Origin of the sequence: Mesorhizobium sp. M0800, assembly GCF_040320095.1 — a bacterium.
Lineage (GTDB): Bacteria > Pseudomonadota > Alphaproteobacteria > Rhizobiales > Rhizobiaceae > Mesorhizobium.
In genome coordinates, this window is the sequence record NZ_JAMYOZ010000019.1 from 54680 (window position 1) to 76890 (window position 22211).

Sequence of the window (22211 nt, forward strand, 5' to 3'; positions counted from 1 at the left end):
GAGGCAGTCGGAGGCGGAGCCGGCTGGGATCCAGCAAATACAAGAGCGTCGGACGATCGCTGCGCACCCGGCTCATGGCGAGTTCCTCGCGCAGGCCGGCGTTCCAATACCGGCTTATCGGTTGGCAACGAATGCGGCGGAGGTAGAAAGCTCGGCTGCAGAGATCGGCCTGCCCGTGATTCTTAAGCCGGCATTAGGCAGCGGCAGCATGGGTGTCCGATTGTGCCGCAGCCTCGAAGACGTAGCCGAACATACGACCTATCTATTGGGCGGAAAGCACATATGGCGGTCTACACCGAAAATACTCGTCGAAGAATTCGCACAGGGCCCGTTCTATAGCATTAATGTTATGGGGAATGAGGTCGTTGCGATTTGCGCCAATGACTTTGGTCCCCTCCCCCATTTCGTCATACGTGAGGTGACGTATCCGGCCCTGCTAACCGATCAGGAGCGTGAGCGCATCGCCGATGTTTCGTTGAGCTGTTTGCGGGCTCTCGGCCTTGGCTGGGGGCCAACTAACATTGAACTCCGGTGCACGAAACGCGGTCCAGTTGTCATTGAAGTCAATCCGCGTCTTAGTGGCGCGCCCGACCCTCAACTGGTCCAGTTAGCTTACGGTGTCGACCTCGTCACCGAGCACATCAAGCTTGTCAATTGGCGAGGAATGGGATCTGCGCAAAAAGCATTCGCATACTGCGGCCGCGCGATTCCTGCTTCCTGATCAAGATGGCACCCTGGACTGGATTGGTGGCGACACTCAGGCAGCTGCTATATCAGGTGTGGCCGAGGTCAAATTGAATGTTGAACCCAAGACACCGATCGTCAGGAAGGGGGATTTCCGAGACTGGATTGGACATGTCATTGCCACTTCGCCCAGCCGTGCTGAAACCGAGGGCGCCCTTCAGCGAGCGGTCGACTTGATCGATTGGTCGATCACCCCTTTTCCGGCGACAATAGGAGGTGATCGAGAGCACGATGTTTGTGGGGCGTTCGGGCGGCCCACCAGTTCTGTTCCGATCAGGCATTGACGGCTTAAGATCCTTGAAACGCAGCAGTTCCGTCTACGTCAATGTCACATCAAGTTTGATGAGGCAAATGCAGCTTTGGCCACACCTGCCCTATCTCCCGCGGAACTTCTCCGCGACCCGTGGCGAGGCCGTCGGCCCAATTTGGGCCCAATTTGATTGCCGCCCACCGCCGCCGCAGGACGAACATGCGCTTGACAAGACAACCCCGGCCCGTTCAACTTGAGGCATTCACCAGGGGAGTCCCGGCAAGGGGCTGAGATACTGCTGGCTTTCGTGGCGCAGTGACCCGTTGAACCTGATCCAGTTCATACTGGCGTAGGGACGGTGCAAGCGCTTTGCGGGAGTTCACGCCCGAGGTCCTGTTTCGGCAGGTAGACAGAAGCGTCTTTTCATCCTTCCGGCACAGAACTGGGTCTCCAATGCATGAGCAAAGGAGCCTCACGATGAATGCCCTCACCCCAGCCGTCTCAACGGGACCGCTGCCCGCCTCACGGAAAATCCACAAGCCCGGTGCCATCCACCCGCAGATCAGGGTGCCGATGCGCGAAATCTCTGTCCATCCGACAGCCGGCGAGCCGCCCGTCACCGTCTACGATCCGTCGGGCCCCTATACCGATCCGGCTGTCGAAACCAGCATCGAAAAAGGCCTAGCCCGACTTCGCCACGAATGGATTTTGGCGCGCGGTGATGTCGAGGCCTGTGACGGGCGCCATGTCCGGCCGGAGGACAACGGGTTCGCTACGGGCGAACGCCTGACGCCAGAATTTCCCATTCGCAACCGGCCACTCAGGGCCAGGGCCGGCAAGGCGGTGACACAGCTTGCCTATGCGCGCGCCGGCATCATCACGCCCGAAATGGAGTTCGTCGCCATCCGCGAGAACCTTGGTCGTGAGATCCTGCATGGCAAGCTTGAGCGTGACGGCGAGGCTTTCGGCGCGACGCTGCCCGATTTCGTGACGCCGGAATTCGTCCGAGAGGAGGTGGCGCGCGGACGCGCAATCATTCCCGCCAACATCAACCATCCCGAGAGCGAGCCGATGATCATCGGTCGCAATTTCCTGGTCAAGATCAACGCCAATATCGGTAACTCCGCCGTCACCTCGTCCATGGCCAAAGAGGTCGAAAAGATGGTGTGGGCGATCCGCTGGGGCGCCGATACGGTGATGGACCTGTCGACCGGCCGAAACATCCACAACATCCGCGACTGGATCGTGCGCAACTCGCCGGTGCCGATCGGCACGGTGCCGCTCTACCAGGCGCTCGAGAAGGTTGGCGGCATTGCCGAGGATCTGACCTGGGAGGTCTACCGCGACACGCTGATCGAGCAGGCCGAACAGGGCGTCGACTATTTCACCATCCATGCGGGCGTGCGGCTGCACTACATCCCGCTGACCGTTGACCGGGTCACTGGCATCGTCTCGCGCGGTGGCTCGATCATGGCCAAATGGTGCCTGCACCATCACCGGGAAAGCTTCCTCTACGAACATTTCGCCGAGATCTGCGACATTTGCCGCGGCTATGACGTGTCCTTTTCGCTGGGCGACGGCCTTCGTCCCGGCTCGATCGCCGACGCCAATGACGCAGCACAATTCGCCGAACTGGAAACGCTCGGCGAGTTGACAAAGATCGCCTGGGCCAAGGATTGCCAGGTCATGATCGAGGGGCCGGGCCATGTTCCCATGCACAAGATCAAGGAGAACATGGACAAGCAGCTCGCCGTCTGCGGCGAGGCGCCGTTCTATACGCTTGGGCCGCTGACGACCGACATCGCGCCGGCTACGACCACATCACCTCCGGCATCGGCGCGGCGATGATCGGTTGGTTCGGCACCGCCATGCTCTGCTACGTCACGCCCAAGGAACATCTCGGCCTTCCCGATCGCAACGACGTCAAGACGGGCGTCATCACCTACAAGATAGCCGCACACGCCGCTGATCTGGCGAAGGGTCATCCGGCGGCGAAACTCAGGGACGATTCCCTTTCCCGCGCGCGCTTCGAGTTCCGCTGGGAGGACCAGTTCAACCTGTCGCTCGATCCCGAAACCGCGCGGTCCTTCCACGATCAGACCTTGCCCAAGGAGGCGCACAAGCTGGCGCATTTCTGCTCGATGTGCGGGCCGAAATTCTGCTCCATGCGTATCTCCCACGACATCCGCGCCGAGGCGCAGAAGGAGGGCATGGCGGCGATGGCGGCGAAATACCGCGAGGGCGGCAATCTCTACATACCGGCGGACGAGACCGGCGCACCGGCCATGCCACAGGCGCGTGCGCCATCATGAGGGTGCTGGTCAAAGGGGCCGGTGTTGCCGGCCTCACCGCCGCCTTCGAGCTCGCCGCACGCGGCGCGGTGACCACCGTTGCCGAGACAAGGCCTGCCATCGAGGGCAATGCGTCGTGGTTCGCCGGTGGTATGCTCGCGCCATGGTGCGAGCGTGAAAGCGCCGAGCAGCCGGTGCTGGATCTCGGACGCGACGCCGCCGACTGGTGGGATGCGGTGCTACCGGGTCAGGTGATACGTGCCGGAACGTTGGTCGTGGCCGCGCTGCGTGATACTGGCGAGCTCGACCGGTTCGCCAGCCGCACGTCGGGATATCGGCGGGTCGCCGAAGATGAAATTTCGCTCCTGGAACCCGACCTCGCCGGCCGCTTCTGGCGCGGATTGCTCTTCCCCGATGAGGCTCATCTCGACCCGCGCCAGGCGATGGTAGCACTTCATGACAAGCTCGCGGCCATGGGCGTCGAATTTCGCTTCGGCGCCGACGCCCAGCCTGTTTCCGATTTCGATCGTCAGATCGACTGCACTGGAATCGCAGCAGCCGATGACAGGCTGCGCGGCGTTCGCGGCGAAATGCTGATCCTGCGCACGCGTGATATCTCGCTGTCGCGCCCGGTCAGGCTGCTGCATCCGCGCTTTCCGCTTTATGCGGTGCCGCGTGCCGACACGCAGTTCATGATCGGCGCGACTATGGTTGAAAGCCAGTCCGCCGGACCGGTGACGGCGCGTTCGATGATGGAACTGCTCGGTGCCGCCTATGCCCTCCACCCGGCTTTTGGTGAGGCCGGGATCGTTGAAACAGGTGTCGGCATCCGTCCAGCCTTTCCCGACAATCTGCCGCGCGTGGAGGCACTTGGAACTGCCGTCGCGATCAATGGACTCTATCGCCATGGTTTTCTTCTCGCGCCTGCCATGGCGCGCCAGGCGGCCGACCTCGTTTTCAATCAAGACGCAACCAAGGAACTTGCTCATGAAACTGATGGTCAACGGCGAAGCGCATGAGGTTGCCGCCGCCACGCTGGCCGAACTGCTTGCCGCGCTCGACTATGAGGGCGATTGGCTGGCGACGGCGGTCAACAGCGACCTCGTGCACAAAGCCAAGCGGGCGGAATTCCAGTTGAGCGACGGCGACCGGATCGAAATCCTCTCGCCCATGCAAGGCGGTTAGACCATGTTAGAGCTTTATGGAACCGAGCTTCCGTCGCGCCTGCTTCTCGGTACCGCTCAATATCCTTCGCCGGCCATCCTTGCCGAGGCCGTCAAGGCGTCGGGAACCTCGGTGGTGACCGTCTCGCTGCGCCGCGAGATGGCAGGCGGCAGGGCTGGCGAAAAATTCTGGTCACTGATCCGCTCGCTCGGCGTCAGAATCCTGCCCAACACTGCTGGCTGTCACTCCGTCAAGGAAGCGGTCACGACCGTGAAAATGGCGCGCGAAGTCTTCGGTACGAACTGGGTCAAGCTCGAAGTGATCGGCAACCACGACACCCTGCAGCCGGATGTGTTTGGTCTGGTCGAAGCCGCCCGCATCCTGTGCGAGGACGGTTTTGCTGTATTCCCCTATACCACCGACGACCTTGTCGTTGCCGATCGGCTGCTTGCGGCGGGCTGCAAGGTCTTGATGCCGTGGTGCGCGCCGATCGGTTCCGCTCTCGGACCGATCAACATCACGGCGCTGCGCTCGATGCGCGGACATTTCCCTGATGTTCCGCTGATCGTGGATGCGGGGCTCGGACGGCCGTCGCACGCGGCAACCGTCATGGAGCTCGGCTTTGACGCCGTACTCCTGAACACCGCGGTCGCCAGGGCGGCCGATCCGGTCGGCATGGCGCGCGCGTTCGGCAAGGCGGTCGAGGCCGGTCGTGAAGCTTTCAGCTCCGGGATGCTCGAACCGCGCGACGTCGCCGTGCCGTCGACGCCGACAATTGGCAGGGGGGTTTTTTCATGAGGCTCGATCCCTTCTACCTGATCCTCGACAGCGCCGCCTGGATCGAACGGCTGGTGCCGCTTGGCGTTAAGATGGTTCAGTTGCGCATCAAGGATAGGGACGAGGCCACGCTGCGGACGGAAATCCGCCGCGCGAACGGCGTCTGCGCGGTCCATGGTTGCCAACTGATCGTCAACGACTATTGGCGGCTCGCAATTGAGGAAGGCTGCGACTTTGTCCATCTCGGCCAAGAGGATTTGGCCGCGGCCGACCTGCTGGCGATTAAGTACGCCGGATTGAAGCTCGGGCTCAGCACGCACGATCATCTCGAACTGGAAACGGCCATCGCTGCCGAGCCCGACTATATCGCGCTCGGCCCCATCTATCCCACCATCCTGAAGCAGATGAAATGGGCGCCGCAAGGGCTCGAGCGGATCAGCGAGTGGAAGCATCGGGTGGCGCCGATCCCATTGATCTCCATCGGCGGCCTCAACCCCGACCGGCTCGACGGTGTCTTCGAGGCTGGTGCGGACAGCGCGGCGGTGGTCACCGACATCACGTTGAATGCCGATCCCGAAGCGCGCACGCGAGAATGGATCGAAAAGACAAAGCCATGGCGCTGAGGCGAGAACCGCATGTGCTCGTGGTCGGCGGATCAGACTCCAGCGGTGGGGCTGGAATTGCACGCGATATCGAGACGATCTCTTCCATTGGCGTGCGCACCTGCCTGGCTGTCACAGCGCTGACGGTGCAGACGCACGACGCCGTCATGGAAATCCATCCTTCGCAGCCCGATCTTGTGGCCGATCAGATGTGCGCCGCGCTGCAGGCCAACAAGGTGGCGGCAATTAAGATCGGCATGCTCGCAACGGCTGAGATCGTCGTTGCCATTGCCGGCGTGCTGCGCGAAAATCCGCAGGTGCCGGCAGTGCTCGATCCGGTGCTGGCCTCGAGCTCCGGCCGGGGGCTTCTGGAAGCAGGCGCCATCGCTGCCATGAGGCGCGATCTGATGCCGCTTTGCTGCCTTGTGACCCCCAATCTCTTCGAGCTGGCACTCCTTGTTGGCTCGGAGCGGGCAGTGGATGAGGACGGCGTAGTGTGGCAAGGCCAAGAATTGCTGGCAGCCGGCGCGCGGGCTCTGCTGATCAAGGGCGGCCATGCATCGGGACCGCAATCAACCGATATTCTGTTGCGCCCCGATCACGAACCAGTCCGCTTTGACACGCCGCGCCTTGCCGCATCGATGCGCGGGACGGGCTGCATGCTGGCCAGCTCGATTGCGGCACATCTGGCGAAGGCGCAATCAATCGAGTACGCCGTGCGCCAGGGCAAGCTCTTTGTGTTAGAAAAGCTTCGGAAAACCCCAGCCGAATAGCCGTAGAGCCGGCTCAAGCGTTCAGCGGCTGACGCTGAAATGGAAGCCGTAGCCCTCCTGCCCTTTTTTCACAGGGCGTGACGGGACGAGGCCGCTTTGCAGATCGGAATTCAGCGGCGCCGAGACAAGCTGCCCTGCCAGGCCGGGAAAGTAACGGGACTCTTCCTGCGGCGAAGCGCACTGCCAGTCAGGCATGGGGATGCACTTGTGCCTCCTGGCGAGTGTGAGGCCGCAGGAGCGAGGCATTTCAGCGCGGCGGGGGCCGCCGGATCTGGCCCCGCAGTGCTGGAGCAAAGCAAAGGCCGGTTTGAGACGATTCCGGGGATTTCTACGAGGCTGCTCGCGACGCCGGCGTTGAGTTCTACCAGCTCCTGAGCGGCATACGCGACCAAACCCGGTTGAGTGTCACCGCAGGGATGTTCCACGAGTGGGACAAACAGCTGCGGGACTGGCTGGTCCGCGAATTACGACACTGGCATCGAGGGGATACGGCAGCTGCGAAGGTCTGGTCAGCGGATTTCGCCAAGATTGCAAACCTCCTGGAAAGTTTCGGCTGGAAAGTCCGAAGCACGGACTGCTTCAAGACGCTCGATGCGTGCCGGTTGGTGGTCAACGTCTACAAGCACGGCGCCGGAAAATCGCTGGATGACCTGAAGAAAACCTGCTTCGAGTATCTAGACGATCCGCTCAAAGGCACTCGGCCGCCGTGGTCAGAGAAACTGCTGAACCACACGCACCTCAAGGTGAGCGATGACCAGTTCCAGACGTTCTCAGACGCGATTGTCGCGTTCTGGCGCGACGTCCCGGCAATGCCGTAGGTGGCAGCAACAGGTTCCTGATTGGTTTGAAAAGGCCATTCTCAGTGATCGCGCCCAACGATAAGCATGCCAAGGTTTTACCCTCGCATATATCTTCGCTCCCGCTCCCGGCCATAAATTCTGCCACATATCTGCATTGCCGGGAAAGGTGCCATGCGTAACGCATTGGTCGATGGGCGAAGATTCCGCCCGCAAGCGGGTTTCGGGGGCTCTTGCCCGCATTGCGGTACAGACATGATCCCGCGCGCGGTAGCGTCTGGGTTGGTCGTGTCCCATCAGGTGGTGTAGCTCGGCGGTAGCGAAGCCGCTCACGAGCGCGCCGTTAGTAGCGCTGTAGCGAGCGAGCGGCGTGTGGGTGGTCATCGGCGCTTTCCGGTAGGGTTTGGTTGTTGACGCCAACCCATTTCGGAAGGACCACCGATGACCGACGACATGATGAACCTGCGCACGCTCGTGGAGAATACCCCGGATGCCGATCTGCTGCGGGAGATGATCGGCTTTGCCGCCGAGCGACTGATGGAAATGGAGGTGGGCGCGGCCACCGGCGCCCGCTATGGCGAGAAGAACCCGCTGCGGCTCGCCCAGCGCAATGGCTACCGCGACCGGGACTGGGAGACGCGGGCCGGCACGGTCGAGCTGCGCATCCCGAAGCTCAGGAAGGGAAGCTACTTCCCAGGTTTCCTCGAACCGCGCCGCATGGCCGAGAAGGCGCTAACCGCCGTTATCCAGGAAGCTTATGTGCAAGGCATCTCGACCCGGTCGGTTGACGACCTGGTCAAGGCCATGGGTATGAGCGGCATATCCAAGAGCCAGGTCTCGCGGCTGTGCGAGGAGATCGACGGGAAGGTGAAGGCCTTCCTCGAGCGGCCGATCGAGGGCGATTGGCCATACCTGTGGATCGACGCCACTTACCTGAAGGTCCGCCGCGGTGGGCGGATCGTCTCGGTCGCCGTTATCATCGCCGTCGGCGTCAACGCGGGCGGCCGGCGCGAGGTACTGGGCATGGAGATTGGCACCTCGGAGGCCGAGCCGATCTGGACAGAGTTCCTGCGCAAGCTGACACGTCGCGGCCTGCGCGGCGTCAAGCTCGTCGTCTCCGATGCTCACGAAGGCCTCAAGGCGGCCGTCACCAAGGTGCTGTGCGCGACATGGCAGAGGTGCCGCGTCCACTTCATGAGGAACGTGCTGGCCCATGCCGGCAAGAGCGGCCGCAGGGTCGTCTCAGCCTTCATCGCCACCGCTTTCGCCCAGGAAACGCCCGAGGCCGCGTCCGTACAATGGCGCGCCGTCGCCGACCAGATCCGGCCGAAGGTGCCGAAGCTGGCGACAATCATGGACGACGCCGAGCCCGACGTGCTGGCCTACATGACCTTCCCCAAGGAACATCGCGCCAAGCTCCACTCGACGAATCCGATCGAACGTCTCAACGGCGAGATCAAGCGGCGCACCGAGGTCGTCGGAATCTTCCCGAACGACGATGCGGTCGTGCGCCTCGTCGGCGCAATCCTGCTCGAACAGAACGATGAATGGGCAGTGCAGCGGGCCAGATAATATGACTCTGGAAACGATCAGCCAGATGAGCGATGATCCCCTGATCAGCCTGCCAGCCGTGGCGCGCTGATCAGCCCGGCCCATGCCGGAGAGCACGGCGACTAATGCCGCCACCTACACCACGCCGCGGGACACGATCTCTGGGTTTGGCATTAGGCCAATAAACGAACACATCGTTGGGTCAGCAGACACCTATCTGTTCGGCCGGTCAGACCGCCAAATTCGATTCATTCAGAATTGGATGGGTACCGACCAAAATGAATCCCTAATCGACCGACTTCACAGAAAACGAAGCGATCTCCGGCCCTGACGAGCGAGTTTCGGCGTTGTCCGGGTGCTCCTGGATGAAAGATCGGGCTTCGCGCCTCATTTGGACAACGCCGCCAGGTAACCGTTTCCCTGAAACCTGCCCTTCATTCAGATTTGCAACATCAACGACTACCGGCTTCCTAGACCTACTTGGAGCCAATCGGAGGACAGCCGTGTCGGCGCCAGCCCGACCGCAAATTGCGGCCGACCCCATGGCAAACGTTGATTAGCCAATGAACTTGATCCACAGGCGCTTGAACCATGCGACGATGGCCCTGAGCCCCTTCGGCTGGGCGCCGCGCTTGAGCAGACGGTCATGGACGCGGCCCGCTTCGATCTGCGCGCGAGACATCTTGCCGGCCCATTGGATGCGGCCGCTTTTAATGATGTAGTGCGAGCCACAAGGGAAGTCGTGATTGCCGATCGACGGCCATATCGAGGCTCCCTCGTCTTCCATAATGAGGTCATATTCAGTCGGAACGAGCGGTGTTGAAACCTCCTCGCCGCACCCACACGCGCAATTATGCAGCGCGACGTGGCATTCGCGCGACACGTAAAGGACACCGTCTTCCAGTTGTTCCGGAATGTCTTCGACGAAGACCGTTGTAAGACAATCCACCCGAGCCATCATGTCACCCGGTTTGTGATATTGTTGCCCTCGATCATGTATGTCGCGTTCCTTTCGTTGCGCTCATCACGATAGAAGGTCAGCCAGCGTTTCCAGCGCATGACCGCCATAATCGCGTTCAAAGAATTGAGTTCGGCGATCTGGATTTCGGTTCCGTACACATCGGCCTCTTCGTCGTCGTCACCGAACGACAGATGGGTAGCCACTTCCGCCCACGGCATGCCAGGGGCAATAAACGTTGCCCTTGCGCAACCGTCGAGCGTGTTGTCGTCCAGCCCTATACCTATGCCAGTGTCGACGAATGCAATGCCCAGGCGAACCAGCCCTTCGGCAATCACGCGCCGCGACGATCCCTTATCAACGCAGACAAATACGAAGTCATAGGCTGAAAATTCGTCAATGTTGTCAGCCGTCACTCGAGTGGTGTGCGGCTTCACGCCCTTGTGCATGCGCGCGTAGAGCGCAGCGTAATAATCTACCTTGCGGGGGAAATTCTTCGCTAGCACCAGTTCGGGAGCACCAGGCGAACGGAAAAGATTGTGGTTGAGAAGCTGGTCGTCATCGTAGATGTGGATCTCGGCAACACGGGTCTTGGCGGCGAGGTCGAGCAGATAGGCACCGGTTCCGCCGAGGCCGATGATCGCGATGCTGCCCCTGAGTTTGCAGTTGGCGGCGAGGATTCCGTAGCGGACTGACGCAGAATCGGGAATCGCGAAGGGACTATCGTCCTCCGCACTGGCCAACGTGACGCCTGTACGCGCGTTGGCGGTCTTGTCGTGAGACCGCGCAGCAGCACCGAGGTGAGACTCATAGGTGACAACCTTGTCGTAAATGTTGGCATACTGGCCGGTGCCTTCTGGCTTCGACGAGAAATAATGGTGGACCTTGATGTCCGACCCCACAGTCGCTTCCTGACTATTATGGATGATATTTGTCATTGGCGTGCCATCGCGATGGCAAGGCGTCTCGCCGGCGAACCACATGGTGTGGTCCGTCAGTGGAGTCGAGGTCAGGCCTTCCGTATCCAGCGACAGAGTGCAGACAAGTGTGCCTCGACCAAGCGACATGTCCCGCTTCACATAGGGCACGCTGTGAACGAGGAGGACGAGGTCGCGCATCTCAAGCTCAAACCCCTCGTCCAGCAGTTGCTTCAGATGTGGATCACGACTTATCAGATCGGCGGACATTGAAGACCATCCCATTCTTGACTTCGATCTTTTCGCCCTCCACCAGATCACCTTCCGCGCCGTGTACACCTTTCAGGTAAGTTATCGTGTACTTGAATTTCTCGAAGTCGGCGTCAGGGTAGGCGAGAAGTGCAACCTCACGATAGCTGAGCTTTTTCTTGGGCACCGTACGCGGTCGCCCGTTGACTTTGATGACCACCGTCTTCGCTTCGCGGCTGCGGATGCGCTCGACTCCCTGTCCGCCCAGAGTCACCTCGCCATCAGCGGGAATGACCGCGTCGCCGGCGCTGTCCAGGATTAGCTCGAGTTCCTCATCGATGCTGGCGTAACGGTAGATGTCAGCTGCGGAGAGTTTGGCCGCCCCCCATTCCCAGCCGCGCTCGTTGACGGTGAGGGAGAAGGTCCGATCACCTTCGAATGAAAGGAACTCAGGCTGCGGCATCTGTCGCAGGTCGGTCGGCTCCTCAAGCCCGATCGAACGCGTCGACCCGTCCGCAATCTGGATGAGAATATAACCGCTAGCTGGATTGAGCCCGCCGATGGTGCGGACCTCGCGACCTGAGATTATGGCGTCATTGGTGGCGATCACGCGACCATCCAGCTTATATGTAAAGTTCGTTACGTCAGGCATTGAAGCCTCCTTGTTTCGCATTCTGCACAAATCATATATGGAGTTTTTAGCCAATGTCTAGCTATTAATTGGCTAATTAATGATTGTTTTTTGATTGACAGGTATGGACTTTATAGCTACATGGAGAGTGCTGGTTAGGGAGAAGCGCCTGTGAAGCGTACGATGACGCTTAATTTGTCGGACGCAGAAATGAGCGTCCTTGAAACCATGTGTGAAGAAAAAGGATTGTCTAAAACCGCACTCGTTCGCCAAGCGCTGCGGCTCTACAAATCAGTCGATGATCGACTGGCGCGGGGCGAAAAGGTGTTCGTCGAAAGCGCGGATAAATCAGAAAAAGTAGAGCTTATGGTTCTATGAAAGGGCTGATCGATCGAGTCTTTCTCAAAAATCGTGCCACAGGCCTGTACGAAGATGCACACCTGTATCATGGCTTGGACAGCACGAATCTCGCGCATATCGAAGGACGCTGGCGACCTCTTTTTGAGTTGCGTCGGAGGGAGGCTAAGGCTTCCCTTCAGACGTTAGCAGAGGTCAATGCTGAAGACGCCCATTGGGAATGGGGCAAGAAGGCGCTGGTTGCGCTGAACGACCCCTTCCTGTTCGATTTCTTCGTGCTTGAATGTGGTGGCAGTACCCAAGCCATCATGATGACGCGCAAAGGCGGTCAGGATTGCTTCAGTCGCCACCCCGAGCATCAGCGAGCGCCGCTGATCTACGTGGAGTTTTTGGCGACGGCTCCATGGAACCGACCAAAGTTGGTTGCTGACCCAACTTACAAGGGCGCGGGCCGTGTGCTCATCGGTACGGCCGTCAGCTTGAGCCTAGAAGAGGAATTTGGTGGCCGAATTGGTCTGCATTCACTTCGTGGCGCAGAAGTTTTCTACCGGGATGCGATCGGAATGACGGATTTCGGAACGGATAGCGAAGGAGTACATAAAGGACTTAGATACTTCGAGCTTTCCAGCAGGGATGCTGCGACTTTCCTATCCGTGCAACACTAACAAGAGGAGTCGACCATGAAATTACATTTCACTGCCGATTGGCTGCGCAGCCATATCGAACATGATCCGGATGTCGATTGCGACGTGGGGCTCCCGCTCCGCGACGCAGCTCCGCTTGAGCGTCTTATGCAGGAGAAGTCTCGTCATCAAGCAACTGCGGGGCAGCCTAATTCGGCTGCCCCCGAACAGAAATCTGCTGTGTTGTTTAAGTTGGTGCATCAGCTTCGACGCAAGGACGGTTTAAGCATTGCGCAGTTGGCTGCCAAAATTCGTGTTGATGCGGCGGAATTGGAGCAGGTGGAGAAGGATCCCAACTATGTTCCAGGCCCGCGTACCGTTCATCAGCTAGCCGAGTTTATTGGGGTTTCAGCACGTGCTGTAGGACTGCTGACTGCGGCGGCGTCCGCGCAGAATGACAATCTCACCGAAGCGGTGCATCGTTTTGCTGCGAGTTCAGACGACCTATCGAAACTAAGCCAGGCTGAAAGGCGCGACCTCAACGATTTCGTTAAGGTACTGGCGTCAATCGATAAGAAGAATGGATGACCATGTCTGCGATTGAGCCGATAATCGGGAACTTTGAGCGCCGAGATATCCATGAGCACATATCACGTTTGCTACGTGATCTCGGCAATCCAGAGCCCCCATTAAGGCTCGAGCAGGTGCGCGCGCTGCAAAAGCTTGACCTTACCTATTATAGCAAGGCGAACTTGAGCCTATTAGATGAGATCGCCCACAGGGCGCGAATGGCTGGGAACGAGATCACCAGCACGGCTAAGCGCATGGTCGATGTAGTCCAGCAATATGGCCTTCGTGGTATCCTAATGTTGAAGGAAGGCGACAAAAGAATCTTCATCGATGACGAGGTAGCCGAGCTAAAGCGACGCTTCCTCATCGCACATGAAATTACACATGACCTTCTACCGTGGCATCGCTCCCTGCTTCTGGGCGACAACGAGTTCACGCTGAACCCAACATTCCATCAGGCAATGGAAGCAGAAGCTAACTATGGCGGACGCCATCTCTTGTTTCTCGGAGGAAGGTTTCGACCGGAAGCGCTGGACTGCTCATTGGAATGGAAGAGTATCGAGCAGCTTCGCAAGCGCTATGGGAACACACTTACAACAACACTTTGGCAAATGGTTTGTGAACGCGACCCGGAGTTTCCTGCCTTCGGCGTTGTCAGTCGGCATCCGTATCACAGAGATATTTGCGAGAAGGCGGGGAATGACAATGTAGCGTATTTTCCAAGATCGAAAGCTTTAGCTGAGCACTTTCCCGGAATCACCACCACAGTTGCCTATTCCGCGATCTGCGATCACGCAACGAACCGCAAACGGGGTCCAGTAGGCGAAGGCGAAAGCATCTTTTATGATGCGAACGGCGAACCCCATGTATTCTGGTTGCACAGCTTCTCAAACACCTACGATCTGCTCACTTACTGCATCTACAAGAAGAAACACCAGCGCATTTTCCCTGTCGGCTATAGGGCAGCCTAGGCACAGGCAGACGGTTATCTCAACGGCAGCTTGCCCCATATGTAAGGTACCTATCCGGTGAAGACCGCAGACGTGTATCCGGCGGCCATGAGCACCGCGGTGCTGGGGTCAAGCTTTCGATGGGGAGACGCGATGATATTCTTCGAGGAGAAGTTCGACCTCCTCGATGCCTTCATCGGTGAAGGCCAAGATTCCGTCGTCATCGTTGGCCCCGTAGACCCAGATGACGCCGTCCTCGGGCTCGAGACCGAGGGTCAGTTCCTGGATGAGCGCTTCGCTGACGCCGAGGTCCCTGGCGACACGTTCGACGATGTAGACGTGATGCACCTTATTGCGCTGCATGATCAGGCCGCCGCTGATTGGGTCCGCAGTTGTGCGGATCTCCAATTCCACGGCAGCAAATCATCGATCCGATGGGCTGGGTGGGCTGCGATGCGCGCCAGGATATCGGCGAGCCAGGCCTGCGGGTCGATATCGTTCATCTTGGCGCTGACGATCAGGCTGTAGAGAACGGCAGCGCGCTGTCCGCCGCGATCGGAACCGCAGAACAGCCAGGACTTTCTGCCGAGAGCGATGCCGCGCAGGGCTCGCTCGGCTGCATTGTTCGATAGGCAGATCCGCCCGTCGTCGAGGAACCGGGCGAAGGATGACCAGCGGCGCAGCATGTAGTTGAAGGCCTTGGTCAGATCGTGTCCGCGCGAGAGCTTGTCGCGCGTCTCGATCATCCAGCGCTCGAGTTCGGTGACCTGCGGCACGCTCCGCTCCTGGCGCACGGCGTGGCGTTGGGCCGGCGACAGGCCGTTGATCTCGCGCTCGATATCGAACAGGGCATCGATGCGCTTCACGGCTTCAACCGCGAGCGGATAGACCAGGTTGGGCTTCTCGCCGTGCGCCTTCTTGCGCGCCGCCGCTTCGATATCGGCCAGCTCGAACACTTTGCGCCGGCTGTGGGCCCAGCAGCTGGCTTCCAGAACAGGCGCCGGCTGACGGCCCGTCGCATAGAGATCGCCATAACCACCAAAGGCATCGGCCTGCAGAATGCCGCTCCAGCCGGCAAGATGCGCCGCGGGATGTTCCCCTCGGCGATCGCGGGAATAATAGAACACCGCCGCCGGCGGATCGACACCGCCGAATGGTCGGTCATCACGCACATAGGTCCATAATCGGGCGGTATCGGTCTTGCCCTTGGCCAGGACCGGCACCGTCGTGTCGTCGCCGTGCAGACGTGAAGCGGCCAGCACATGGGCTTCGAGCCGCTTGAACAGCGGCATCAGCGCCGCGACGCCGGCGCCGACCTGGTCGGCGAGCGTCGACAGGCTGAGCGGCACGCCTTCGCGGGCATAGCGTTCAGCCTGCCGGTTGAGCGGCTGATGCTGGCCGAACTTCTCGAACAGGATCATCGCCAGCAGGCCCGGACCGGCCCAGCCCCGTGGGGTGGCGTGGAACGGCGCCGGAGCCTGGCTGATCGCCTCGCAGTCGCGGCAGGTAAACTTCTCCCGCACGTGCTGGATCACCTTCCATTGCCGCGGCACCACCTCCAGCGTCTCGGTGATATCCTCACCCAGCTTGCGCAGCCGATGACCGCCGCAGCAGTGGCAAGCGGCCGGCGCCGGCTCGACCACGCGTTCGCGCGGGAGATGCTCGGGAAATGGCTGGCGCGTCGGTCGCTTGCGCACATAAGGCGCCACCTCGGTGGTCCGGGCCGCTGCCTGTTCGGCGGCGATCTCGTCTTGCGTCGCCGTGCTCTCGAGTTCCTCGAAGGTGAGTTCCATCTGGTCGTGCAGGCGGGCGGCACGTTCAGAACTTTGACCATGCAGCGCCCGCTGCAGCTTGCGGATCGTCAGATCCTGATGTGCGATCAGCGCCGCATCATCCGATGCCTTGGCCCTGGCGACCGCCAGTTCGGCCTCGACCAGCGCAGCGCGTGCGGCCTCGTCTTCGGCTCTGGCCAGCGCCGCGGTCAGCGCTGCTCTCAGCGCGCCAATATCGTCCGGAACAGCATCCTGGGCGGTGGCAACCATGCCCTGGAGTGAATCATAAAACGCGTCCGCTGACTCGCGGAAAATGGCGCAAACTCAAAGAAAAACTCAGCCCGCGAGCTCAGGGCGGAACGTGTGACGCGGGTTGCGCCAATCGATCCCGTCGAGCATGTAGGCGAGCTGCGCCGGTGATATGGAAACCGTGCCGTCCGCCGGCGACGGCCATAGAAACCGGCCCTTCTCGAGCCGTTTTGCATACAGCGACATGCCGAGCCCATCATGCCAGATAATCTTGACCAGATTGCCGCTGCGGCCGCGGAAGACATAAAGATCGCCGGCATGCGGATCCCGGCCCAGCGTCTCCTGAACCTGCAGAGCGAGGCCTTGCATTCCGCGACGCATATCGGTCCGGCCGACCGCCAACCAGATGCGCACCTGGCTCGGAACCGGGATCATGAAACGCCCAGCGCCTTCACCATCGCCGCCGCCAGTGTCGGCGGCGTGGTCAGCGGTATCCGCAGCCGCACCTTGCCGGCGATCTCCAGCTCGATCACCGCTGGTGGCGCCGCCGGCACCGAAGCGGCGAAAGGCTTATCGGGAACCACGACAACTTCGGCAAAGCCCGTCTCGCGGGTTCTCATCGTGCGCCGCCACTTATAGATCAGGCTGGTCGCGACATCGTACTGACGCGCTACCGCCGCCACCGTGGACCCGGGCGCGAATGCCGCGGCCAGTATCCGGCACTGATCCTCTTCACTCCAACGACGACGACGCTCAGGCCCGGTCAATAACGTCACATGGCTCATGCTGTGCTGCTAACTACGCTCGAAAGGACAACCTTAAGAGCGCAGCCTCGCTACCGTTCCATGCTCGCGCAAGGCGGCCCTCGCCGGAGGCGTACTATGTAAGCACACCACCGCTGTTTCGCTTGCGGCATATTTCTTGGCGGACGTCGCTTATTGTCGGCGCGACATTGGTATGAGCTCGCCGAGCTGGCCGGACGGCCCCTCACCGCGGGTCGGCGCCACGAGCTTCAGCTTCACGACGCGAGCAGGCTCTTGCGAGAGCCAGCCCGGAGGAAGTGCAGCCAAGCTCTCAACATCATGAGCGAACAACGGCAGATCGTGCCGAAGCTCTTCCTTGGACAGCCCCCGTCATCCACCACGGTCCGAAATACATCAGCCAGTAAGGTAGGTTGCTGCAGCGGCCAAACGTATGCTTGTCATCATATGCGGTTAGGCTTTCCGACCAGGGGACTTCCGTTGCAATGGTTGGATCAGGCGTTGGGCCGATCTGCTTTTCATCCATGTCTCGCTTTGGCGATGAACCAGGCCCCCGTTCCAATTCAGAATATCTCGATCTAGCGCACTTTCAACCGTTCTCGGCCTTCTTCGGACAGTGCCCAATCGTTGCATATGGTCGTGGGTTCCAAATTGGCGCGCGGCTGCTCGCGACCAATACATCCTCAACTTGGCGAGGCGATGTAACGCCCGGCTGAACCAGAATGGCGCGGGTATTGAGCATCACCGATTGGATCGAACCTCTTATTTTAGCTTCGCGATAATCTTGTCTGGATGCTTGCAAGCGTCCATCATGCCGCCGTACATACGCTTAAGGATCTCGCCCATCACCGTACGAGCAGCAAACATTTCCAAACTCGATCCTGCAACTTGAGGCTTTGCGTTACTGCATAGCTGCATTGCAAAATGTGTTTGCGCATTGCACAACTTTTAGCCCTTAAGCTTACAGCTGATGCACGCGATGGTTCCCTCCCATTCCATCGTATCAGCTGTTCCTCTCTGAAGGTTTTGACTTTACACCTAAAGGGCCTCGGTGTTCCGATGGCCCTTTTTTTTGGCGGTCGCCACGTCGTTAATGGAACGCGGCTCGATCGCCTGTTCAGCCATCAGGCTTTGGAACCCGTTCTGCCCGGCCGACCCCTCCCGACAACGGTCTGACCTTCGCCAGCCTTCTACGGGCAAGCGTTGGCGCCAAAAGTTCAGAGCCGCGTCCGTAACATTCAACGATGAAAGCCAATGTCATCAGGTCGAGCAGAAACTCGTCGATCGCATGTGTGAGCGCATCAGACTTTTGTCCGAACTGAAGGAGCAGGGCGCGCGCGTCTTCGATCGCGGCCTGGCAATCGTCTGCATCTATCAGTCAAAGATCTGCAAGCGTCCTCACTTTTTGGAAGCCACACTCAGCATCGAACGCCGCTGATAAGTGAGTTTCCAACAAAAGAACAGGGTAACGTTTCGCGAAAAATCGCTCGGCAGCGCGTCGAACGAGCTTGATGCCTCAAATGACATGTGAATTCCGGCACACCAACATGTCGTCGAAGGCGAGTGAGCCGGCCCATTTCTGCGTCTCGGCCGCCAGACCACTGGAGGAACTGTGGCCACATCGTCGGAGACAAATGGGTCTATCTATTCTTCCAGCCGCCACGGTTCAGCCTAGATTACATGGGAAGCGACAATAACGGAAAGCAAAGGATCGCAAAATGAGTAGGGTGGCTGGATCAAACGAAGATTTGGCTGCACCAACGACCTTTGGGCCACTTCTGCAGCCCACCTTTCGCTCGATCTGGCTCGCCACGCAGGTTTCAAGCCTCGGCTGGTTGATGCAGACTGTCGCCATCAGCTGGCTGATGGCAACGATCTCGACTTCCGATCTGATGGTTGCGTTGGTTCAGGCTTCATCGAACCTGCCCGCCTTCGTCTTGTCTGTCTTCGCCGGGGCTCTCGCCGACAATTTCAGCCGGCGCAGGGTGATGTTCGCCGGTCGGTGCCTTATGGTGACTGCCTCCGCGATGCTGACCGCATCGGTGGCGCTGGGCTTTGTCAGTCCGTGGATGATCCTCGGCTTCAGCTTCTTGATCGCAAGCGGCGGTGCTCTCAATGATCCGGCCTGGCAAGCGTCGGTTGGCGATATTGTGGATCGACGAGATGTTCCCGCTGCCGTCACCCTGCTTTCTGTCGGATTCAATACCGTCCGGACTGTGGGCCCGGCGCTCGGCGGCATTGTAGTTGCCTCGTTTGGCCTTATGGCGGCATTCGCGGTGACCACGCTCACCTATTTCGTACCCTTGGCCACTATTTGGCGCTGCAAGTGGAAGGTTCGTTCTTCCCCTCTTCCACGCGAGTCGATGAGGACGGCGATCTATGACGGGCTGCGCTTCACGGCGATGTCATCGGAAATCAAGGCCGCGATCGCGCGCGGAACCCTCTTTGGCTTGGCGAGCATCGCCATACTCGCGCTGCTGCCGGTGGTTGTCCGCGATCAGCTGGGAGGAGGCCCGCTCGCCTATGGCGCGCTCATGGCCGGCTTCGGGACCGGAGCCGTCTTCGCTGGCCTCTCCAACAGCCTGTTCAGACGGAGCTTGTCGCAGGAGCGGCTGATGAGGCTCTCCTGCGTCGCCTGCGCGGCGTGCTCACTTTCCCTGGCACTGACAACTTCGATCGGGGTGGCGGCAATTGCACTCGCTTTGGGCGGCGCGGGTTGGGTCACCGCCTGGTCAGGGGTCGGTGTGAGCGTGCAGCTGGCAAGCCCGCGCTGGGACGTGGGGCGCACCATCTCGATCTACTATGCTTTGATAGATGGTGGCATCGCGCTCGGCAGCTGGGTGTGGGGCACGGTGGCCGAAAACCATTCGCTGGCCCTGGCGCTGGAGGGTTCCGCTGCCTCCCTGATGTTCGTCGCTGCAGCCGGCGTTCTGTTTCCTCTTCGCGAGCGCCGCGACTCAGAGCCCGATCCTCTGGAGGAATTCGATGCCCCGGCTGTCGCTCTCAATCTGAAGCCGAGAAGCGGCCCGATCGTGGTCAAGGTCGAATATCTGATAGCCGAGAGAAATCTCGAGGCTTTCCTCGACCTCATGCGGCAGCGGCGTCATGTACACAGCCGGGTCGGTGCTCGGAATTGGACGCTCCAGCGGAACTTGCAGAAGCCTATGCATTGGACGGAAACGTTCCGCACGCCGACCTGGACGGACTACCTTCGCCTCAATCATCGTCTGACGGAAGTGGACAAGGAACTGGACGAGCGTGTCTTCCAGTTGCACGCGGGAGAGGAAGCGCCTCAGATGACACTTTCCATCGAGCGACCGACAAGCTCGGCCCGCAAGCCCGAGCACTCAGCTTTTCGCCATCCCCGTCATTGAAGCCCGGCCGGCACAGAAAACGCGATTCTTGTCTATCGCGCTCAAACCGGTGCGGGAGACGGACAATCCACCAAAATTCGATGATGGGTGGCAGAGAAGAACCCCAGGCTGAGAGTGCGACCGATCGGTCCCCACGGTGAAGCGGAGCCTGGGGCTACAGCGGCACGCGACTATTGCCGCGTGTCACCTTTTGAATTTAAAGTCTTCCTAGTCCGCCTCGCTGATCCGGGCCAATGCTATCTTGAGGTTGGCATTTTGTCCCGCCAGCTCGCTGAGACGATCACGTTCGGCGGCGACCACATCCGGACTGGCGTTGGCAACGATGCACCCGCGCGGAGCGTGCTGTTGCTGGAAGCAGGAAGGCATGATCGGCCAAAGCCGGGAGAGGTGCTGCCGGCAGTAGCGAATGGGCTGCTGCGTCAGCTTGGTGTCTGGACGCCGTTCGCCGAGGCCGGCTTCGTTGAAAATCGTGCGCTTGTTTCGGTGTGGGCCAATGAAGTTCCCAGCGAGCGGCACGGCATGTTTTCCGCTCAAGGTGCCGGCTGGCAGCTCGACCGGACGCGATTCGACCGGCTGATGTGCAGGCGGCCAAGGCGGCAGGTGTGGACACGCGGTTTGGCTCGGCCGTGGGTTCGGCAGTGCGCGACGATCAAGGCTGGCTGCTCAAGCTGGCGATGAAGCTATCGTTGCCCGCGCCGTGGTTTGGACGACCGGTCGCAGTTGGAGGCTGGCGCGATGTTTCGGCGCCAAGCTCACCATGCACGGACATCTTGCCGCCTACACACGCTTTTTCGACCGCGCACCGGGCGATTGCAGCATGGTTGTCGAGGCGCGTCCCGAAGGCTGGTGGTACAGCGCCGACTTGCGCGTGCCTCACCGATCCGGATCTGGGCAGCGAACTGCGCAAAGCCGGACATTGGTACCGCGCTTTAGCCGCAACGCAGTCCATCGCGCCGCTCGTGCCGCCCAACGCAATCGAGACCGCCAGCATGATCAACGCGGCGGGAACCGCAACGATCGATCCCGCCGCCGGTGACCGCTGGGTCGCGGCGGGCGACTGCCTGTTCTGTGCCGATCCACTGTCATCACGCGGGATCGTGCATGCACTCCGCTCAGGGATCCTGGCGGCCTACGCGGCATCGGACATGCTGGACGGGCGTGGCGATTCGCCTGCGCCCGCTATGCAAAATCGCCACACGCGGCTTTGCCGATTAGCTCCCGGCGCTGGCTGCCCACTATGCAGCCGCCGCGCGATGGGACACGCCTTTCTCGCAGCGGCGGCGCAGCCATGTCTTCCACGCGTCTAGCATCGAAGGAGGGAGGTCAGAGGTGGTCTCGGGACGGGGTGCTCGGCACTTATGAACCGACCGAGCGCCAGCGAGTGGTCGTCGGCGGGCTCGATGGCGGCATCAGGTCAGGGAACTCGGCCTCCATGATCATCTCCGATTTAATTCAAATTTGTCTGTATATATTGACGATTGCACTACCTTCACCTCGTAGACGGCAATGCGGGCGGGTAGAGAGGGTTCTATGATATGACAAGCGATTTTTCCGCCGCCCGAGTGCATTTAGATCGAGCGTATGACTACCTTTGTGGGGATGACCCGATGAGTCAAAGGGGCCGCGAAGCCTTGGACCTGCTAATTGAGGCGGTTGCCGTCGAAGAGTTCAAGCAGCCACGCCAAAGCGCTGAGGTGCTAAGGTTTCCGATCGGGCGCCGCTGCTGAGGTAATCTCCACGGCCGCCATGTAGCCTCGCGGGTGAGGCGCTCACGGCAGGGACTCGCCGCCCCGGAGGGCCGGGAACGAACGCATTGGCAAACGGAAAGCCCACTTGCCAGACCAGCGCCCG

The 22211-nt window shown here is 60.2% G+C and carries 22 protein-coding genes, 3 pseudogenes and 1 riboswitch; of the genes and pseudogenes, 17 read left to right on the forward strand and 8 right to left on the reverse strand.

What is annotated here, in order from left to right; all coding sequences use genetic code 11:
* Nucleotides 1–85 precede the first annotated feature (85 nt).
* From NKI18_RS21235 to NKI18_RS21265, 7 genes and pseudogenes are all read left to right on the forward strand, one after another.
* Nucleotides 86–1028 (forward strand): annotated as a pseudogene (locus NKI18_RS21235) (ATP-grasp domain-containing protein); the annotation flags it as partial.
* 223 nt (nt 1029–1251) lie between these two features.
* Nucleotides 1252–1368, forward strand: a riboswitch (TPP riboswitch).
* A gap of 103 nt (nt 1369–1471) precedes the next feature.
* Nucleotides 1472–3306, forward strand: a pseudogene (thiC, locus tag NKI18_RS21240) (phosphomethylpyrimidine synthase ThiC).
* Nucleotides 3303–4304, forward strand: a complete 1002-nt coding sequence (thiO, locus tag NKI18_RS21245) for a glycine oxidase ThiO (protein ID WP_352859941.1) — start codon at nt 3303–3305, stop codon at nt 4302–4304. The pseudogene thiC and the gene thiO overlap by 4 nt, the downstream one beginning before the upstream one ends.
* Nucleotides 4273–4470 carry a sulfur carrier protein ThiS gene (gene thiS / locus NKI18_RS21250; RefSeq protein WP_254818579.1) on the forward strand — a complete coding sequence of 66 codons (198 nt, stop codon included), beginning with the start codon at nt 4273–4275 and terminating at the stop codon, nt 4468–4470. Before thiO ends, thiS begins: the two co-directional genes overlap by 32 nt.
* A 3-nt stretch (nt 4471–4473) precedes the next feature.
* On the forward strand, nt 4474–5247 hold the full coding sequence (locus tag NKI18_RS21255) for a thiazole synthase (RefSeq protein ID WP_352859944.1): 774 nt from the start codon (nt 4474–4476) through the stop codon (nt 5245–5247).
* Nucleotides 5244–5849 carry a thiamine phosphate synthase gene (locus NKI18_RS21260; protein WP_353020370.1) on the forward strand — a complete coding sequence of 202 codons (606 nt, stop codon included), beginning with the start codon at nt 5244–5246 and terminating at the stop codon, nt 5847–5849. Before NKI18_RS21255 ends, NKI18_RS21260 begins: the two co-directional genes overlap by 4 nt.
* The gene (locus NKI18_RS21265) at nt 5840–6601 is read left to right on the forward strand and encodes a hydroxymethylpyrimidine/phosphomethylpyrimidine kinase (protein WP_353020372.1); all 762 of its coding nucleotides are present in this window, start codon (nt 5840–5842) and stop codon (nt 6599–6601) included. The genes NKI18_RS21260 and NKI18_RS21265 overlap by 10 nt, the downstream gene beginning before the upstream one ends.
* Before the next feature lie 21 nt (nt 6602–6622).
* Here NKI18_RS21265 and NKI18_RS21270 read toward each other — a convergent pair whose 3' ends face one another.
* Nucleotides 6623–6796, reverse strand: a complete 174-nt coding sequence (locus NKI18_RS21270; protein WP_353020373.1) for a hypothetical protein — start codon at nt 6794–6796, stop codon at nt 6623–6625.
* A 203-nt stretch (nt 6797–6999) separates the two neighbouring features.
* Here NKI18_RS21270 and NKI18_RS21275 point away from each other — a divergent pair, with 203 nt between their 5' ends.
* Nucleotides 7000–7419 (forward strand): hypothetical protein, encoded by a 420-nt coding sequence (locus NKI18_RS21275; RefSeq protein WP_353020375.1) that lies wholly within the window; start codon nt 7000–7002, stop codon nt 7417–7419.
* Between the two features lie 420 nt (nt 7420–7839).
* A pseudogene (locus NKI18_RS21280) lies at nt 7840–9040 on the forward strand (IS256 family transposase).
* A 465-nt stretch (nt 9041–9505) separates the two neighbouring features.
* Here the strand turns inward: NKI18_RS21280 and NKI18_RS21285 are convergent.
* Genes NKI18_RS21285 through NKI18_RS21295 form a run of 3 tightly spaced genes read right to left on the reverse strand, consistent with a single transcriptional unit; the run spans nt 9506 to nt 11725 of the window.
* Nucleotides 9506–9907: a ubiquitination-like system serine protease family protein gene (locus NKI18_RS21285; protein WP_032898265.1), complete on the reverse strand. Its 402-nt coding sequence runs from the start codon at nt 9905–9907 to the stop codon at nt 9506–9508.
* Complete coding sequence (locus NKI18_RS21290; protein ID WP_352859948.1) at nt 9907–11094, reverse strand: ThiF family adenylyltransferase; 1188 nt, start codon at nt 11092–11094, stop codon at nt 9907–9909. The genes NKI18_RS21285 and NKI18_RS21290 overlap by 1 nt, the downstream gene beginning before the upstream one ends.
* Nucleotides 11069–11725 carry a multiubiquitin domain-containing protein gene (locus NKI18_RS21295; RefSeq protein ID WP_032898264.1) on the reverse strand — a complete coding sequence of 219 codons (657 nt, stop codon included), beginning with the start codon at nt 11723–11725 and terminating at the stop codon, nt 11069–11071. The genes NKI18_RS21290 and NKI18_RS21295 overlap by 26 nt, the downstream gene beginning before the upstream one ends.
* A gap of 150 nt (nt 11726–11875) precedes the next feature.
* On the opposite strand from NKI18_RS21295, the gene NKI18_RS21300 reads away from it, so the two are divergent.
* From NKI18_RS21300 to NKI18_RS21315, 4 genes are read left to right on the forward strand one after another with little or no spacing between them, the layout of a single operon-like run.
* Nucleotides 11876–12082 (forward strand): ribbon-helix-helix protein, CopG family, encoded by a 207-nt coding sequence (locus NKI18_RS21300; RefSeq protein WP_010913797.1) that lies wholly within the window; start codon nt 11876–11878, stop codon nt 12080–12082.
* The gene (locus NKI18_RS21305) at nt 12079–12726 is read left to right on the forward strand and encodes a hypothetical protein (protein ID WP_023697175.1); all 648 of its coding nucleotides are present in this window, start codon (nt 12079–12081) and stop codon (nt 12724–12726) included. Before NKI18_RS21300 ends, NKI18_RS21305 begins: the two co-directional genes overlap by 4 nt.
* 15 nt (nt 12727–12741) lie before the next feature.
* A complete protein-coding gene (locus NKI18_RS21310) occupies nt 12742–13272 on the forward strand; it encodes a helix-turn-helix domain-containing protein (protein WP_023830723.1) in 531 nt (176 codons plus the stop codon).
* Entirely contained in the window at nt 13269–14225 is a 957-nt protein-coding gene (locus NKI18_RS21315; RefSeq protein WP_352478730.1) for an ImmA/IrrE family metallo-endopeptidase, read from the forward strand. Before NKI18_RS21310 ends, NKI18_RS21315 begins: the two co-directional genes overlap by 4 nt.
* Before the next feature lie 108 nt (nt 14226–14333).
* On the opposite strand, the gene NKI18_RS21320 is transcribed toward NKI18_RS21315, so the two are convergent.
* From NKI18_RS21320 to tnpA, 4 genes are all read right to left on the reverse strand, one after another.
* Nucleotides 14334–14567: a hypothetical protein gene (locus NKI18_RS21320; RefSeq protein WP_353020377.1), complete on the reverse strand. Its 234-nt coding sequence runs from the start codon at nt 14565–14567 to the stop codon at nt 14334–14336.
* A gap of 2 nt (nt 14568–14569) precedes the next feature.
* A complete protein-coding gene (tnpC, locus tag NKI18_RS21325; protein WP_353020379.1) occupies nt 14570–16246 on the reverse strand; it encodes an IS66 family transposase in 1677 nt (558 codons plus the stop codon).
* A gap of 66 nt (nt 16247–16312) precedes the next feature.
* Entirely contained in the window at nt 16313–16660 is a 348-nt protein-coding gene (gene tnpB, locus NKI18_RS21330) for an IS66 family insertion sequence element accessory protein TnpB (protein ID WP_352531377.1), read from the reverse strand.
* Nucleotides 16657–17010, reverse strand: coding sequence for an IS66-like element accessory protein TnpA (tnpA, locus tag NKI18_RS21335; protein ID WP_353020381.1), 354 nt, complete (start codon nt 17008–17010; stop codon nt 16657–16659). Before tnpA ends, tnpB begins: the two co-directional genes overlap by 4 nt.
* Before the next feature lie 1048 nt (nt 17011–18058).
* On the opposite strand from tnpA, the gene NKI18_RS21340 reads away from it, so the two are divergent.
* The 4 genes from NKI18_RS21340 to NKI18_RS21355 all read left to right on the forward strand — a co-directional run bounded on the left by NKI18_RS21340 (nt 18059) and on the right by NKI18_RS21355 (nt 22087).
* Nucleotides 18059–18424 (forward strand): hypothetical protein, encoded by a 366-nt coding sequence (locus NKI18_RS21340; RefSeq protein WP_352478728.1) that lies wholly within the window; start codon nt 18059–18061, stop codon nt 18422–18424.
* A 280-nt stretch (nt 18425–18704) separates the two neighbouring features.
* Nucleotides 18705–20360, forward strand: coding sequence for an MFS transporter (locus NKI18_RS21345; protein WP_353020383.1), 1656 nt, complete (start codon nt 18705–18707; stop codon nt 20358–20360).
* A gap of 180 nt (nt 20361–20540) precedes the next feature.
* Nucleotides 20541–21038 carry an NAD(P)/FAD-dependent oxidoreductase gene (locus tag NKI18_RS21350; RefSeq protein ID WP_353020385.1) on the forward strand — a complete coding sequence of 166 codons (498 nt, stop codon included), beginning with the start codon at nt 20541–20543 and terminating at the stop codon, nt 21036–21038.
* A gap of 857 nt (nt 21039–21895) precedes the next feature.
* A complete protein-coding gene (locus NKI18_RS21355) occupies nt 21896–22087 on the forward strand; it encodes a hypothetical protein (RefSeq protein WP_023727257.1) in 192 nt (63 codons plus the stop codon).
* Nucleotides 22088–22211 lie beyond the last annotated feature (124 nt).